Below are 16,311 nucleotides of genomic sequence, written 5' to 3'. Positions count from 1 at the left end.
CTTATTCCTTTACCCAGTTGTTTGCAAAATCGCACTCCCTGTTTTCATTGTTAACATGGATGTAGGTATCTTCAATGTGCTCATCCATCCATTCTTTTATGGCTTTGAATTGCTTTTCACGCAGGGCCAGCTCCTGAATTTTTAGATAATCCTTTGCGAAATCGGCTTTATGCTCGTCATAGCGATTGGAAATCTTCATGATCTTGAACTTGGGAGGGCCTCCCCTGGGATCATCTTCCTTTAGCGGTCTGGAAATTTCCTCGTCCTTTAGATTTCGTACTTGGTTGTACAACGCTGGATCCATGTTGGTCAATTCAAAACGCGAACCATAGTTGATGGGGTTTCGAAGCACTCCGCCATCATTTTTGGTCTCTTTTTCATCGGAAAAGTTCAGAGCAGCCTCTGCAAAGGTGTATTTCCCATCCATGATGTGCTGCCGAATACTATCCAGTTCCTTTACCGCATTATCAATGGCGCTTTGCGGGATTTCCGGAATCATCAATATATGCCTAAGATCCAATTCTTGTCCCCTAATTTTTTCAATAAAGATGATATGGTATCCAAATGGCGATTCAAAAGGTTCTGATATCTCTCCTTCCTGAAGACTAAAGGCCACATCCTTGAATTCCTTTACGAACGGAGTTTCCCGGGTCATACTATAAAAACCTCCCTTGGATTTGGAACCTGGATCTTGCGAATAAAGAATGGCTTTTACATTGAAACTGGCATCGTTATCCTCTACATCCTGCTTGATCTGTTTCAAACGGTCTATAACCTTTTGCTTTTCTTCTTCCGGTGCCACGGGCTGCTTTACAATCTGGGCAATTTCAAGTTCAGCACCAAAAACAGGCAATTCATCTTCAGGAATCTTGCTAAAGAACTGACGTACTTCCTCAGGGGTCACCTCCAGCTCTTCCACAATACTACTTTGCATTTTTTCGGAAAGCATACGTAGCTTATTGATTTCGAAGAGTTCTTCCCTAAAACTTTCAATATCTGGTTTCTTGTAGAACTTGAGGACTTTATCCATAGACCCAACTTGAGCTACCAATTGCTGAATCTGTCTATCGCTCTGCGCATTTACCTGATCATCAGAAACCAGTAAACTATCCTGAACCGCTTGGTGGGCGTACAAACGATCTTCCATCAACTTGCCCAAAAGGCTACATTTGGTAATATCTTCCGTGGATGCTCCCTGACTTTTTAAATCGATCAAAGTTTTATCCACATCAGAATCCAAAATCACATAATCCCCGATTACTGCAGCAATTCCATCCAACTTTACTCGGTTAACGGATTCCGTTGAATCCGTTGCAGCCTGCAAGGCCTCATCCGTATCTTGTGCGTTAAGGAATCCGGCAATTGCAAAAAACATTAGGCCAAATACTTTTTTATTCATCTTTTTCATATACCTCAAATTCGTTCTTCTTAATAGCTTCGTCAATTATCTCAGTTTCCAGCTTTCTAACGTATTGCATTCTCCTACGATTCAAAATTAGCTGTCTAATATCGGGTAAAATATACTCAAATGGAGCTATATCGTTAATTTCCAGGACATCAGTAACCTGTCCCAAATATACCTCCAAGGAATCCTGTAATTCAAAAAATTGTGATTTTTTTAAGTAGTCTTCTTCGTTCAAAGGAGTCAGGGGCGGGATTTCTTCCATTACCCTTGAGGTACGCACCCAGATTGAATCATTAAAATGGATTTTCTTGAACTGCACCGCAATGGAATCCAGATAAATGCGGTCCTCTTCACTCCATGATTTCATTCTCGAAACCACATCGTCCTTATCCAAAAATTGGGCTGGTAGCCCAACAAATCGGAGTTGAACCAGCTTTTCACCGAGTTTAAAATTCTCTTTTTCCCTTTCGTAGTATTGTCTAAGCTGGGAAGTGGAAACAGCTGTATCTTGCTCCTTGAACACCAAAGCCTCAACATACGCCCTAGTATATAAATCGGATCTATAATCGTAAACCAGGCGATCAAACTCTGCCAATTTTTCCTCAGGCAGGTTAATCTTGGATTTGGAGAGCAACAACTGTTTGGAAGCCCAAGTATTAATATAGTTGGTCACGAACAGAGCGCTATCTTGGGGAGACATGTCTTCCCGAATCAAGGGAGCCACATCTTCCCTGTACAAAAATTCCTCCCCTACTCTGGCCAATGGTTCCTTTTCCACTTTTTTCCTGAACAGGGAATCGCAGGAAGTGAGAACCAATAGGCTGGATAATACAATTGAAAATAAAGTATGCTTTTGAATACCTTGCATTGCGCAAAAATAACAATTACTTAAACCCTTACAAGTGCGTTACATCCCTGTTAACAGATTTTTATTAGCCTATCCCCACTATTTAATTTATTACATTAGTAGCAGAACCTATACCGATGAAATACACTTGTGAAATTACGATTGATCTTCCCCGGGATGCGTTTATTGAAAAATTGGACAATCCCGAAAATATGAGACATTGGCAACAGGGGCTTTTGGGCTATGAACATTTATCTGATAAACCTGGCACAGAGGGTTCCCAGATGTCCTTGCGATACAAAATGGGAAAACGGGAGTTTGAAATGGTTGAAACTATTTTGAAGCGCAAACTTCCGGATGAATTCCACATGACTTATGATACCAAAGGGGTGCACAACACCCAAAGGAACTATTTTAAGGATGTTGACGGAAAAACCCTTTGGGTTTCGGAAAGCGAGTTTCAGTTTTCGGGTTTTGGCATGAAATTGATGGCATTCCTAATGCCAGGCGTATTCAAAAAACAGTCTTTAAAGTATCTAGAAGACTTTAAAGCGTTCGCAGAAACAGGAAAATCAGTTCTCGACAATGGATAAAGTATTGGACAGAAAGATTAAGCTCATTTGGGACTTTCGGGGACCAGGTGCAGCCCGAACAGCAGAACACTACCGCAAACATTTGGAAGAATTTATTGTAATCGAAGAGCTTAAGTTTGACATTACCGGACATAAACACATTAGTCCCACCCATAGCATAACCTTTATGGTGGTGGCCGAATTCGAGCTGCCGGAAGTAAAGGATATTCTCAAACCCCACAGGGGAGAAGTGTATTTGGATGGATTTTAGAATTTCATTCTTCAATAGAGTAACAGCCTCAGTTCTATTGCTGACCATGGTTTTCGTATCCTGTGAGAGTAGTTCCAAGGTCAATCCACTAGATGCTGCTCTTGCTTCGGACAACCTCAAAATTAGCAGGGTGATGGACAGTTTGGAGCAGTTTGAAGTGCAAATAAGATATACCCAAATAGACCGCGAGCAGGACAGCATCATTTTTACCGATTACGACTTTCAAGTGGATGTGGACAATTATTTTTATCCTGCCAGTACGGTCAAGTTTCCAGCTGCGGTGGCCGCTCTGGAAAAAATCAACGAAATTGATTCCCTTTCTGTAAACACCCGTTTTTATGTGGAAGGAGATTCCGTGGAGACCACTTTTGCCAAGGCAGTTTCTGAGATTTTTGCGGTTTCGGACAATGCGGCCAACAACCGGTTGATTGAGTTTTTGGGACAGGACCATCTCAATCAACGAATGCAGAAAAGAGGGGTGGAACCCATCCGGATCGCACATCGTCTTTCCACCTCAAATGCCGATGAGGTTACCACAAAACCTTTGGTCATATACCTCAACGATTCTACTACGTCGCTTAGTCCACCCATCATAAATAAGTATCCCGAGGAGCTTAACATCAATCGCGTGCATAAAGGAAGCGGGTACTACGATGACGAAGGACTCCAAAATGGTGCCTTTGATTTTTCTTTGAAAAACTATTATCCAATAAAAGCGCAACACGCTTTATTAAAACGAATCCTATTTCCTGAAAGTTTTGTTCCAGAAGAGCAATTCAACTTAAATCCCGATCAACGGCAACTTCTACTTAATGCCATGTATATGCTTCCTGGAGTGGTGGGCTACGATTCGGAGAAATTCTATGATAGTTACGTAAAGTTCTTCATGTTTGGAGATTCCACAGACCCTATTCCAGACCACATTAAAATCTACAACAAAGTGGGTTATGCTTATGGCACCTTGACTGACTGCGCCTACATTCAAGATGCGCAGAACGACATTGATTTTCTGGTAACTGCAACCATTTTGGTTAATAAAGATGGTATCTTTAATGATAATGCCTACGAATATGACGAGATTGGAATCCCATTTTTAGCTCAATTGGGAAGGGAACTATATCAACAAGAATTAACACGGAAACGATGAGCCAACTTACGTTTGACAGCTTCACCAAAAAGATTTATATAAAGTCCACAATTGAAAAACTGTATTGGTGCTGGGGCACTGAAGCGGGAATCTGCTCTTGGTTTTTGCGTTCTGCCGTTTACACATCCGCCAACGGAGAACAACGCAACCCAGAAGAACATATTCAGGCTGGGGACAGCTACACTTGGATGTGGCATAACTGGGACGGAGAGGAAAAAGGAACAGTACTGAAGGCGAACGGGAGTGATTCCATGGAAATCTCCTTTGCAGACAGTAAAGTTTCTGTCACATTGGAGCAACATGAAACCGCTGTACTGGTCAGTCTGAAACAACACCAAATCCCAACTGATGAGACCAGCAAGCTCAACATACATCATGGGTGCAGCAATGGCTGGACTTTTTGGCTGGCCAATCTAAAAGCTTATTTAGAACACGGAATTCTTTTGAATGAAACAGAATTTGATTTGCGGAACATCCCCCTATCTGGCTACGAGTTTGTAAATATGTAGCTTGTAAATCGAGGTATCACCTTCTTAATACACCTTAATCCCGAACCTTATTACAATCATGTGAAAGGGAATTTGTGACCCGTTTAGGCCTCTTGGTACTAGTACATTATCTGGGAAATCAGAAAAATAATCATCATCGCGGTAACGCCCAAAACCAAAGTCCCTGCCGTTTGAATCTGGTTACCTTGTCGGACGTTCATCCCGGTAAGTTCCGTAAATACCCAAAAGAAACTGTCATTGGCATGGGAAACCACGGCAGATCCAGCCCCTATGGCCAGAACGGTCATGGTTTTCATAAAGGGCGCATCCAGTCCCAGAGCAGGTAAAATAGGTGCTACAATTGATGCTGTGGTTATAAGGGCTACCGTTGATGAACCTTGGGTGGTCTTTAAACAAGCGGCTAAAAGAAATGGGAAAAACAGCCCAATCTGAACATCGGACAGGCTCTCTGTTATCACCTCAGCCATCCCCGAATTCTGAAGCATTTTTCCAAATATTCCCCCTGCACCGGTAATCAGTAGAATAGGGGCGGCAATTTTAACCGAATCCCCTAACCAACCAGAAGCAGCATAGATTTTTTTATCCAGTTTTTCAGGTAACAGCAGCGTGAGGATAATACCTATTAGCAGCGCAATCATGGGAGTACCCAAAAAAGAAACAATGGGATAGAAAGCGCTTTCATTTAATCCCCATTCGGGATAATCAAAAATTGATTTTAAAACAATAAGCAAAATCGGCACTACAATCGAGAGCATCGATTTCCACAGTTTAGGCAGATGTGATGGGTTTTCAATACTTTCCAAACGATATGGGATGGAAATTTTTGATGCCACCTTTTTTGCAAAAAGATAACACGTACTCAATGACAACAAACTAACCAAAATTCCCCAGGACACCACACTGCCCAATGGGGCATCCAAAATGCCGGCTGCCGCAATGGGGCCCGGAGTTGGGGGAACCATTACATGGGTTGCTGTTAAACCCAAAGCCAAAGCCGCTGTAGTACCTGCATAGGAGACTTTTGCTTTATGGGATAACGCCTTGTTCAAGGAGTTCATCATCAGAAAAGCACTATCGGCAAAAACAGGAATCGACAACACGTAGCCCGTTAGCATCATGGCCAGATGAATAGATCTTTCCCCGATCCATTTTAAAATGGAATTGGCAATGACAAGCGCTCCACCCGATTTTTCCAAAACGGTTCCAATAACCACCCCAAAAAATATGATTAATCCAATTTTGCCCATGATACCGCCAAATCCATCGTTAATGGAAGCGATGATCATGGAAACGTCCATTCCGGTCAAAAAACCATATCCAATGGCCGCCAGTAAAAGCACAAAAAAAGGATGGATACCAAACCTTACAATGCCTAATATGATAAAGGCCAAAGCAAGCAACAATGCAACGATATACAGCATAGTCTAGGTTTTAGAGGTAATTAATTTTAAATTTTCCATATTCCGGTACCTTTAGGAGACTTTACCATTCGGTAAAACTTCCATCCTGGTTTCTCCAAATGGGGTTGCTCCATTGATGACCAACTTTCTGAGCCTCCTTTAATTTTTCCTCATCAATACACACTCCCAAGCCAGGTTCTTTGAGCAATGGGATATACCCATCTTCCAGGGCGAAAACTTCTGGGTTTTCCATATAGTCCAAAAGATCGTATCCTTGATTATAGTGAATACCCAAGCTGCTCTCTTGAATAACAGCGTTTATGCATGCAAAATCTATCTGCAATGCCGAAGCCAAAGAGATAGGGCCCAGGGGGCAATGGGGCGCCAGTGCCACATCATAGGCTTCCGCCATGGCGGCAATCCTCCTAACCTCCGAAATCCCTCCTGCGTGACTGAGGTCGGGTTGGATAATATCAACCACTCCACGATGAAGTACTTCTTTAAAATCCCATCTGGAATACATCCGTTCCCCAGTAGCAATAGGAATAGGGCTATAAGCGTATATGTGGTCTAGCGCATCGTTGTTTTCGGTCAACACCGGTTCTTCTATAAACATGGGCCTAAAGGGCGCCAACTCATCTATCAGTGGCTTTACCATGCCTTTGTGTACCCTTCCATGAAAATCAAGGCCAATATCGAGCTCATCACCAAACTCCTCCCGTAACAATTGGATGTTTTTGGCCACATCTTTTATCTTTTTGTTGGAATCGATCCACTCGAAAGCGCCCGTGGCATTCAATTTTACCGCCTTATATCCTTCTTTCAATTTGGATTGAGCCTGCTCAATGACCACTTCAGGGCTGTCGCCACCAATCCAACAATACATTTTCATTTTTTGCCGGACAGCACCACCCAACAATTCGTGAACCGGAACACCCAACGATTTTCCCTTGATATCCCATAACGCCTGATCAATTCCAGCCAAGGCACTCATCAGAATGGGCCCGCCCCTGTAAAATCCGCCTCGATACAAGCTCTGCCAAATATCCTCAATTGCGTGGGCGGAACGGCCTATTAGGTATTGTGAAAGCTCATTTACACAGGCCGCTACGGTATCCGCCCTGCCTTCCACAACAGGTTCTCCCCAGCCGAAGATGCCCTCTTTTGTTGTTATTTTCAAAAACAACCAACGCGGTGGCACCTTAAAGAGCTCTACTTTCTCAATCTGTACTGCGTCCATATTTCTTTTATATCTTCCTCCAATTGTTGTGCCTTGGTCACTCTTCCTAATCTAAAGGATTACTGGGTCTTGCTCACAAAATCAACCTGATTTCCCAAAAAAGCGAGGGACACTGCAACATTGGATTCTGCCCCCAGCATAACCCACAGAAAATTCAGGAGCCATGGGTAGTTTACCACCCTTTGCTAAAGGCGTAAGTCGTAACATAATCTTGTCAAAAATGACGACTCCCTTCATGGTTTCAGTGCTTTTATATAGTTTTCACGAGTGACCTTCAGGTGTTCCTTCATATAACTTTCTGCTCTTAGCGGATGTTTCCCACTAATGGCATCGGTGATCTGTTGATGGTAATGGAGTAATGTATTCTTTTCCTCCTGTAAATTTCCCGTAATCGTCTTACCAAAAACGCCAAACTTAAATTTTGGCATCAAGTTGAAAATAGGATCTACCAACAGATGAAGTACCGGATTGTCAATGCAATCCAGGATGATTCTATGAAATTGATTGTCCAGTTCAGCTTCTTCATTTTTGCTCTCCAACGGACATTGGCGCATTTTTTCCATGTTTTCTTCTAGCTGATCAATATGTTTTTTCTTTCGGATTACTGCCGATTTGGAAGCAATCATAGGCTCTATCATGGCCCGCGAATCTATGGTATGCAACAGTACATCCTCATTGGAGGAAAGGCCAAAGAATAAGTTCAAGGTCTCAGAGGCATTCTGGATACTCATTTCTGAAACATAAACCCCACTTCCTTTTCTCACATCAACAATTCCCTTGGCATTAAGTCCTTTTATGGCTTCCCTTACCACTGTTCTGCTAACGTTAAATATGGAGCATAGCTCATGCTCAGTGGGTATTTTTTGTAATGGCTGATATTGACCTACTCTAATGGCCTTGGTCAATTCAGCCTCTACACGCCCGCTAAGCGATTCACGTTTTTCAATGGGTTCAAACATTCATTCTAAATTTGTCATACATCATACAAATTTATAAAAATAATGATACCAAGCCAGTGTATAGCGAGTTCAATACACAATGAAATCAATTATTAGGAAACCGGTGCCTCAAATGCTTACCGATTTACCTAAAATCCTGAAATTCAATTTCTTTTTTAGGAATACATAATTTTCGGCATCAAAATACCTAAGCTAAGGTTTTATCTAATTTGTAGTAAACAACAAAGGTTTAGCCTTCTAGGGTTTCCATAATTGGAGCTTCCCACCGCCCATTGGCCAATAATACTTCATCAAAATTGATTCCCGGAATTGGTTTTAATTCTTCCTGATCCACATCCCATTCAATTTTTCGACCCAATTTCCAAGACAAGCCCGCCATGTGCGCGGCTATAGCTTCCTCAAAACCTTCCTTAATTCCGCAACTGACCTTACCTCCGTTCCTGATCACACTCAACCATTCGCGCATGTGCAGGAAGGTGGAATCCACCCGAACCCCATCGATATAGGTCCACATTAATCCTTTATCCGCAAAGTATTGGGAAGTGGCCGATGAGATTGCGTCCGGAACATTGGCTGCTGGATTATATTGATAAATGGGTACATTGGGCTGCATTTTTCCCAATTCTAACATATCCCCATATCTAGTGGAGGCTCCATCTGGCCAAACCGTAAGTCTATTCCCCAATTCCATGGTGGCATCATGCCCCATCAAAACCGTAGGTCTGCCAAATGAATTTCCCAAAGAAGCGCTGTAACAAAACGTCATGCCATTTTCCTTGCCCTTATTTTGACTACTTCCTGTGGAATAATTTGGGAATTCCATATTTACTTGCAAAACGTCGGGTACATCACGACCATCGTTGTGGGTATAAATCCCGCCAGATGCGCTTACGGATTCAGGAATACCCATATTCAATACGCAATTCAATCGATCATAGTCATGTGTAAGCAAATCCCCAGAAAGTCCTGATCCATAGGCCCACCATTTTCGCCATCTAAAAAAGTGGTTCTTATTAAAAGGGACTTTGGGCGCAGATCCCAAGAATTGTTCCCAGTCTATTGTCTGTGGATTGGCCTTTTCATGAATATCATAGTTCCAAGCACCATTGTCATCATTACGATTGGTGTTGGTCTGAATTAAGGAAACATGGCCTAAGGTTCCCTTTTCCACAATGTCCCTTGCCGTTATAAAGCTCAAGGTCTGTCTATGCTGGTGTCCCACTGCAAAAGTTGCTTTGGATGCCCTTGCCGCCTCTCGAAGCCTATAGGTCTCTTCAACCGTATGTGTCATGGGTTTTTCCACATACACACTAACGTTATTGTTGAGGGCTTCAATGGACATTGGAGCGTGCCAATGATCGGGCGTAGCGATAACTACCGCATCCACTTCTCCACTTCGAATCATTGACGTATAGGTATCAAACCTTTTGATTTTGTTGTCGTCTGTGTTGAATGATCTCAATGCCTTTTCCGCACGTACGTCAAAAACATCGCAAACCCCAACCAATTTTATATTGAGTTTATCCTGCTTTTCAAAATCCTCCAAAGCCGAATGGTTTGGATCTTCCTCTGCTGCCAATCTCATCTCCTCTTTCCATTCTTGCGTTGCAAAACCCAGTGATCGGCAAAGTTGCTCCCCTCGGATTCCAAAACCAATAATCCCAACTCTAATGGGTTCTCCCTCTATACCTGGTACCGTTGCAGGCAATGATGGCATAATATTCAACTGTTCCAAAATTTGGGTCCGTTCCCTCATTTTTCTGCCCACACCGGCAGCACCAGCCCACCAAACAGCTCCTAAAATGGGTAATCCCCCTAATCCCTTTAATAAATCTCTTCTTGTCCAGTCCATTATTGTTGCGTTTTGGTTAATCTTCCTTTTCTAAAGTATGCAAGACCAAAAAATTGGCCTGTTGGGAAATTGAAGAGTAGTATACAAGCTACCAATTCAATAAGGTTTTTGTTTACAATCCAATAATTTCCTTCCACATTGATCTGGTGAACCCCTGGTAAGGATGGATGAGCCAGGTAGTACAAGCTGAGCAGCCCTATACCTACCAAGGCTCCTTTTCTTTCAAAAATACCTAGTAATAGCGTAATCCCAACAGTAAGTAGTGCAACCATGTTCAGCACATCTACCCACTGAAGCATGGGTTCTTGGGCAAGCATGGTAAAAACAGGCTTTAGTGGCCCTTGGGCCGATGCCAAATACCCAAACGAAGTCCATTCGGGGTTGTAAAGTTTCGTTACCCCTTCATACAGAAAATGCCATCCTATTAGAATTCTGAGCAGGGTAATACTCATCGTGACCTTTCGGTCTGCAGTAGTATTGACCATAGTCCTTGATTTTGATTTAGTACAAACAAATCAAAGCTACAAGGAAAAATTAAATGACAAAATGATAATTATCACGAGATTGCTGTAGCGAATCAAGGTTTCACTGGAATCCCATATAAATCAAAGTCCGAAGCTTCCATGATCTCTATATTCACAAACTCCCCTATTTTGACGTAATGCTTGGTTGCATCAATTAAGACCTCATTGTCCACATCTGGGGAATCAAACTCCGTTCGGCCTACAAAATGGTTCCCTTCTTTACGATCAATGATACATCGAAAAGTTTTACCTACTTTTTCCTGGTTCAATTCCCAAGATATTTGGGATTGGAGCTCCATGATCTCATTAGCCCGTTCCTGCTTTATTTCCTCTGGAACGTCATCGGTTAACGTATAGGCATGGGTATTTTCTTCGTGGCTATAGGTGAAGCAACCCAATCGTTCAAATCGCATTTCCCGGACCCATTCTTTCAGCGTGTTGAAATCTTCTTCTGTTTCGCCCGGATATCCAACAATCAAGGTAGTCCGAATGGCCATTCCGGGCACCGCAGCTCTAAAATCCTCCAGTAATTTGGTTGTTTTTGCCTTGGTGGTTCCCCTTCGCATGCTCTTTAGAATGGCATCTGAGATATGTTGAAGGGGAATATCAATATAATTGCAAACCTTTGGTTCTCGCTTCATTACTTCCAGCACATCCATTGGAAAGCCTGTGGGAAAGGCATAGTGGAGACGAATCCACTCTATTCCTTCCACTTGTACAAGAGCTTCAAGCAATTCTGCAAGATTCCGCTTTTTATACAAATCCAAGCCGTAATAGGTAAGGTCCTGGGCAATCAGAATCAGCTCTTTTACTCCTTTAGCAGCCAATTTTTCAGACTCGTTCACCAGCTCTTCTATGGGTTTGCTCCGGTGTTTTCCACGCATCAAGGGAATGGCACAAAAGGAACAGGGTCTATCACAGCCCTCAGCTATTTTTAAATATGCATAGTTCTTGGGCGTAGTGGTCAATCGCTCCCCAATAAGTTCATGTTTATAGTCCGCTCCGAGCGCTTTCAGCAGATTGGGAAGGTCACTGGTTCCAAAATATTCATCCACATTGGGAATCTCCTGTTCCAAATCAGGTTTGTACCGCTCACTTAAGCAGCCGGTCACAAAAACCTTATCCACATCACCAGCTTCTTTTTTCTGGACGTACTCCAAAATTGTATTGACACTCTCCTCCTTGGCATTGGCAATAAATCCGCAAGTATTGATCACCACTACATTTCCTTCTTCCTCATGGACCACTTCCTTGTTGTTGGCCCTCAACTGTCCCATGAGCACCTCCGAATCGTAGACATTTTTGCTACATCCAAGGGTTACTACATTGATTTTGTTCTGTTTGAGTGATTTTGTTCGCATAATTGCCTTAAAATGGGGAGCAAAAGTACGAATACCAAATCAATCTCTTTTAGGAATCATATTGGAAGTGTCCACAGGAAAGCTATCATATTTATTATAAAGCTTCAGATACTTTTTTGGGTCTATGGGTTCTTCTGATAAGGTTTCCTGAAGTCCCCGGAAAAATCCCTCCCGTTTTTGCGATGGATTAAAGAGTAAGGTAAGTTCCACTTTTTCTTCAGTATCATTTTGAAATCCATGGGGCGTAAACCTAGGGACATAGACGATGGCCCCTTTTCCTGCTTTAAAGACCTGTTCCCCTACCTGAATGGTCAATTCACCTTTATCCACAATAAAGGTCTCATCCATGAATCTATGGTAGTGCAATTTGGCGCCGATTGCCATGGGGTTCAGCGTGATCTTGTAAACTCCCAATTGATCATTGGACATTTCACTGGTTACCTTTAAGGTAAACTCAATATCCTTGAGCAATAGTTGTTCCCCCTCGTCGGGTACTATCACAGTGGCTCTGTTTTCGAGAACGTCATTAAAATAATCGGTTTTAGTGTCAACTATGTTATTCATTTGTTGTCATTTTAAGGGTTGAATCAATTGCGAGTTGAAGAGTCTTCTTGTTCTTATCCGCCAAATTTTGGTGGGCAGTTCCTTCTAGGGAGAAGGTTTCAACATCTGTTATCCCCATATGCCCGAAGATGGCCTTGAGGTAGGGTTCTTGGAAATCCAATTTTTCCATCGGAGTGTTTTTATAGACTCCTCCTTTGGAAGTGATCAAAAACACTTTTTTGTTCTGGAGCAATCCATGATACCCCTGTTCATCCATACCAAAGGTATGTCCTGCACGTACCACCTGATCCATATATGCTTTAAGGTTGGAAGGCACATTGAGGTTGTAAAGGGGGCTACTCACCACCACCTCATCAGCCTTTTTAAGTTCGTTAATAAGCCGATCAGAAAGCGCTACTGCATTTTTCTGATGGACATCTGCCTCGTGCTGAGAAACATGGAAGCCCTCTATGGTATTGTTTTGGATATGGGGCAATTGTTCACGTGTTAAATCCCTATGGACAACACAACCTTCCGGGTTGGATTGTTTCCATCTTGCTTCAAAGTAATCTGCCAATTCCCTGGAATGGGAACCTAGCTTTCTGGCGCTACAGTCAATTCGTAACAATGTCTTCATAGTATTTTGCTTTATATGAATAGGACAAAATCCGAACGGAAAACGTGACACTGCTCCCATAGTATTTTTTACTTTTTCTTTAAAGCGGTTACTTGGATTTCAATTTTCATCCGAGGATTCGATAGCCCAGCCGAAATCATGGTGGCCACTGGACGAACCGTTCCAAAATATTCGCGAAGTACGGGCCAACACTGTTCAAATTCCTCGGCATTTGGAAGTATGTACAGTACGCGTACCACGTCCTGCAAACCGGATTTGGCTTTTACCAGTGCCTCTTCAATATTTTTAAGGCATTGCCGGGTTTGTTCGGTTAAATCTTCTGAAATGGTCATGTTGGTGTAATCAAAACCTGTGGTACCGGAAACAAATACCCAACGGCCATCCACTACAGCTCGGGAATAGGCAATCTGTTGCTCAAAGGTTGAACCTGAGCTAATTCGTTCTCTAATCATGTTATTTTTTGGGTTTATGGATTAATGGCCGATTTGAGTGCCTTTAATTTATTAGAAGCCAGTTGCGCATGGATTTGGACAATCTTCCCATCCTCAATTTGAAATATCTGGCAATTGACCAACACCCCATCCTGGTAGTAGAGCAAGGCGGGTTGATGGTTAACCTCGGTAACAACTATCTTGTTTTTTTGTTGATACGTCTTAAACACGTAAAGAAGGAGCTTAACAGCCGCTTTAAGACCACGGGTAAGTTCCCGAACCACCTGGATTTCGTCACCACCATCGGCTGAAACCATAATATCTTCGGACAGCATTTGCTCTAAGTTCTTGATATCCCCACTTCGAATACTGTCCACATACCGCTCTAAATACGCTTTGGGAACCTTGGCATGGTCTATGGAAACTCCTTTTTTTAGGGAACGCAACCTACTCCGTCCCCTGCTCAATAGCTTTCTTGAATTTTCAAGGGTCATTTCCAACACCAAACCAATTTCCTGGTGGGAATACCCAAATGCTTCTTTAAGGATAAAAACAGCTCTTTCTTTAGGCGAAAGTTTTTCCAAAAGCACCATCATGGAATAGGATATGATCGCTGAGCTGTCTATCTGTTCATCGGTGGCATCGGTGGCAATGGGTTCTGGAAGCCATAAGGCATTGGACAAACCCATTTGCCGTTTCTTTTTAAGGTTGATGGACTCGTTGATTACAGACCGTACAAGATATCCCATTTCATTTTGGACAGCTTGGTTTTTTACGTCCTGGTATTTGATCAAGATTTCCTGTATGGCGTCCTTGGCATCATCTGCAGAGCCTAAAATATTGTAGGCATAGGGAAATAACTTATTTTGATAATCTTCCATGACTTAATGACAAAACAAAACCAAAAAACGTGACATCATTTTGAAAAAGAATTCCTTTTCAACAGGGTACTCGAGCAAAAAACCTGGGTGACCATGGAATCAATCCATATATGCTTTTGGAATTTTACGTGCTTGGATGAGGGATTCAAAAGCGGCCCCGAGGGCGTATAGTTTTCCCTCTTGAAATTGTTTTCCAATAAAGGTCAAATTTATGGGTTCTCCAGAAACTTTATATCCCATCGGAACAGTGAGAGCGGGATATTCAGCGGTGGCCGCTGCACCAGCGTCATGGTTGTTTATGGACAGAATGGCATCCAAGCCATAATCGTTCATAGGGGTATTAAAATAGGTGCGGCCAGCCTTTCTTGTCCTTTGTTTGATGCCTTTAAGTCCTTCTGCAGATGTGGTATCCGTCAAAATCCCATCCAAACGAGCTTGTCCATAGGGAATTCTGGTCAAGCTATCTTTTTGGTTAAAGTCCACTACATCCTGTACACTTCGTACAGCAACTCGATTTGAGTCTTTCACATGCGCTTTAATATATGATGGCAGGTCGTTTTTCATATCGATATTCAGAATGGAAAGAAATCCATCAAAATTAACTTCAGGGGGTTCAAATTCAATGATTGTTGCCCCAGCTGCTCTCAATTGCTCCATGGTTTCCCTGTAAATGGAATCACTTTTCATGTAATTTTTAAAGGCACCAAATCTTTTACCCTTCAAACTCACATCTTCAGCATACCAATTTTCATCCCAATCCGCTTTGACCGACTTTTCGTCCTCCATGTCAAACCCTCTCATAGCGTCTAAAAGTATCCCGTTATCAATTACGCTTTTGGTCATAGGGCCAGGGGTATCCAAAGTACTCGAAATGGGTACAATACCAGTGCGGCTTAGCAGACCTATAGTAGGTTTCATTCCCACAACCGAGTTTTGGCCCGAAGGAGACAAGATAGAGCCTGAGGTCTCGGTTCCAACGGCAGCCACGGCGTAATTGGCCGCCACCGAGGTCCCGCTTCCAGCACTAGATCCGCCCGTATCAAAGGCAAGACGGCCGTAGGGGTTCAAGGTTTGCCCACCAACAGCACTTTGTCCGTTGGGGCACTCACAAATAAAATTGGCCCATTCACTTAGGTTTACCTTACCCAAAATAAGTGCGCCGTTTTCTTTTAATCGTTGTACTATAAATGCGTCATTCGTTTGGTTGTCCTGTAGCGCTATGGCTCCAGCAGTGGTATTCATTCCCGAAGCACCAATGTTGTCCTTCAGCAAAATTGGCATTCCGTAGATAGGATGATGTCCTTCTGCATTCGAATCCAATTTATTAGCTTCATCCAAAACATGGGGATTAAGCGCAATTACCGTGTTCAAAGAGGTGGCTTTATCCAGCTCATAGTGATAAATTCTATAGAGGTAGAACAGCACCAATTCAGTATAGTTGAATTTGCCCTCCTTAACCGCGTTTTGAATGGTTGGAATGTCCTGCTCCAACACCAACGGTTTCATCATTTCATATTTTTCCTTTGGAAACTTGACAACCTCGGCATTAAGCGGAGCAAAAACCTCATTCTTGTCCAAAATTTTGGATTGAATGAATTTGTATCGCATTCGCTCATTTTCATGATTGGCATTCTCCTGAATTTCCACGGTCTCATCATATGGAGTCCAAAGGGGTTGTTTGGTAGTTTCCGGCAAATCTTCCATTGGTTTAACAGCTGTGGATGTGCTTTCA

17 protein-coding genes are annotated in these 16,311 nt (G+C 42.6%); 4 read left to right on the top strand and 13 right to left on the bottom strand.

What is annotated here, in order from left to right:
• Position 1: 1 nt before the first annotated feature.
• Together FGG15_RS18885 and FGG15_RS18880 are read right to left on the bottom strand one after the other, a co-directional pair.
• Positions 2 to 1,408, bottom strand: a complete 1,407-nt coding sequence (locus tag FGG15_RS18885) for a peptidylprolyl isomerase (protein WP_417936063.1) — start codon at positions 1,406 to 1,408, stop codon at positions 2 to 4.
• On the bottom strand, positions 1,392 to 2,183 hold the full coding sequence (locus FGG15_RS18880) for a peptidyl-prolyl cis-trans isomerase (protein ID WP_237561880.1): 792 nt from the start codon (positions 2,181 to 2,183) through the stop codon (positions 1,392 to 1,394). The genes FGG15_RS18885 and FGG15_RS18880 overlap by 17 nt, the downstream gene beginning before the upstream one ends.
• 206 nt (positions 2,184 to 2,389) lie before the next feature.
• On the opposite strand from FGG15_RS18880, the gene FGG15_RS18875 reads away from it, so the two are divergent.
• The 4 genes from FGG15_RS18875 to FGG15_RS18860 are packed head-to-tail and all read left to right on the top strand — an operon-like array spanning position 2,390 to position 4,751.
• Complete coding sequence (locus FGG15_RS18875; RefSeq protein ID WP_138839273.1) at positions 2,390 to 2,845, top strand: SRPBCC family protein; 456 nt, start codon at positions 2,390 to 2,392, stop codon at positions 2,843 to 2,845.
• On the top strand, positions 2,838 to 3,095 hold the full coding sequence (locus FGG15_RS18870) for a hypothetical protein (RefSeq protein WP_138839271.1): 258 nt from the start codon (positions 2,838 to 2,840) through the stop codon (positions 3,093 to 3,095). The genes FGG15_RS18875 and FGG15_RS18870 overlap by 8 nt, the downstream gene beginning before the upstream one ends.
• Positions 3,085 to 4,242, top strand: coding sequence for a serine hydrolase (locus FGG15_RS18865; protein ID WP_202619599.1), 1,158 nt, complete (start codon positions 3,085 to 3,087; stop codon positions 4,240 to 4,242). The genes FGG15_RS18870 and FGG15_RS18865 overlap by 11 nt, the downstream gene beginning before the upstream one ends.
• Entirely contained in the window at positions 4,239 to 4,751 is a 513-nt protein-coding gene (locus tag FGG15_RS18860) for an SRPBCC family protein (protein WP_138839270.1), read from the top strand. The genes FGG15_RS18865 and FGG15_RS18860 overlap by 4 nt, the downstream gene beginning before the upstream one ends.
• A 98-nt stretch (positions 4,752 to 4,849) precedes the next feature.
• Here the strand turns inward: FGG15_RS18860 and FGG15_RS18855 are convergent, their stop codons facing one another.
• The 11 genes from FGG15_RS18855 to FGG15_RS18805 form a co-directional block, all read right to left on the bottom strand.
• Entirely contained in the window at positions 4,850 to 6,172 is a 1,323-nt protein-coding gene (locus FGG15_RS18855; protein ID WP_138839268.1) for a GntP family permease, read from the bottom strand.
• A gap of 61 nt (positions 6,173 to 6,233) precedes the next feature.
• Positions 6,234 to 7,391, bottom strand: coding sequence for a galactonate dehydratase (gene dgoD, locus FGG15_RS18850; RefSeq protein ID WP_138839266.1), 1,158 nt, complete (start codon positions 7,389 to 7,391; stop codon positions 6,234 to 6,236).
• 233 nt (positions 7,392 to 7,624) lie between these two features.
• Positions 7,625 to 8,350: a FadR/GntR family transcriptional regulator gene (locus FGG15_RS18845; RefSeq protein WP_138839264.1), complete on the bottom strand. Its 726-nt coding sequence runs from the start codon at positions 8,348 to 8,350 to the stop codon at positions 7,625 to 7,627.
• Between the two features lie 229 nt (positions 8,351 to 8,579).
• Positions 8,580 to 10,202: a Gfo/Idh/MocA family protein gene (locus FGG15_RS18840; RefSeq protein WP_138839261.1), complete on the bottom strand. Its 1,623-nt coding sequence runs from the start codon at positions 10,200 to 10,202 to the stop codon at positions 8,580 to 8,582.
• Positions 10,202 to 10,687: a DoxX family membrane protein gene (locus FGG15_RS18835; protein ID WP_138839259.1), complete on the bottom strand. Its 486-nt coding sequence runs from the start codon at positions 10,685 to 10,687 to the stop codon at positions 10,202 to 10,204. The genes FGG15_RS18840 and FGG15_RS18835 overlap by 1 nt, the downstream gene beginning before the upstream one ends.
• 92 nt (positions 10,688 to 10,779) lie before the next feature.
• A complete protein-coding gene (rimO, locus tag FGG15_RS18830; RefSeq protein ID WP_138839257.1) occupies positions 10,780 to 12,087 on the bottom strand; it encodes a 30S ribosomal protein S12 methylthiotransferase RimO in 1,308 nt (435 codons plus the stop codon).
• A 39-nt stretch (positions 12,088 to 12,126) separates the two neighbouring features.
• The gene (locus FGG15_RS18825) at positions 12,127 to 12,651 is read right to left on the bottom strand and encodes a cupin domain-containing protein (RefSeq protein WP_138839255.1); all 525 of its coding nucleotides are present in this window, start codon (positions 12,649 to 12,651) and stop codon (positions 12,127 to 12,129) included.
• Positions 12,644 to 13,267: an FMN-dependent NADH-azoreductase gene (locus FGG15_RS18820; RefSeq protein WP_161992010.1), complete on the bottom strand. Its 624-nt coding sequence runs from the start codon at positions 13,265 to 13,267 to the stop codon at positions 12,644 to 12,646. The genes FGG15_RS18825 and FGG15_RS18820 overlap by 8 nt, the downstream gene beginning before the upstream one ends.
• A gap of 68 nt (positions 13,268 to 13,335) precedes the next feature.
• Positions 13,336 to 13,719: a RidA family protein gene (locus tag FGG15_RS18815; RefSeq protein ID WP_138839251.1), complete on the bottom strand. Its 384-nt coding sequence runs from the start codon at positions 13,717 to 13,719 to the stop codon at positions 13,336 to 13,338.
• Positions 13,720 to 13,733: 14 nt separating this feature from the next.
• Entirely contained in the window at positions 13,734 to 14,579 is an 846-nt protein-coding gene (locus tag FGG15_RS18810; RefSeq protein WP_138839249.1) for a sigma-70 family RNA polymerase sigma factor, read from the bottom strand.
• 99 nt (positions 14,580 to 14,678) lie between these two features.
• Positions 14,679 to 16,283, bottom strand: coding sequence for an amidase family protein (locus FGG15_RS18805; protein WP_138839348.1), 1,605 nt, complete (start codon positions 16,281 to 16,283; stop codon positions 14,679 to 14,681).
• Between the last annotated feature and the right edge of the window lie 28 nt (positions 16,284 to 16,311).

It is taken from the genome of Flagellimonas algicola (genome assembly GCF_005937185.1).
Classification (GTDB): Bacteria; Bacteroidota; Bacteroidia; order Flavobacteriales; family Flavobacteriaceae; genus Flagellimonas; species Flagellimonas algicola.
This window is presented reverse-complemented; position numbering and strand designations above follow the sequence as displayed.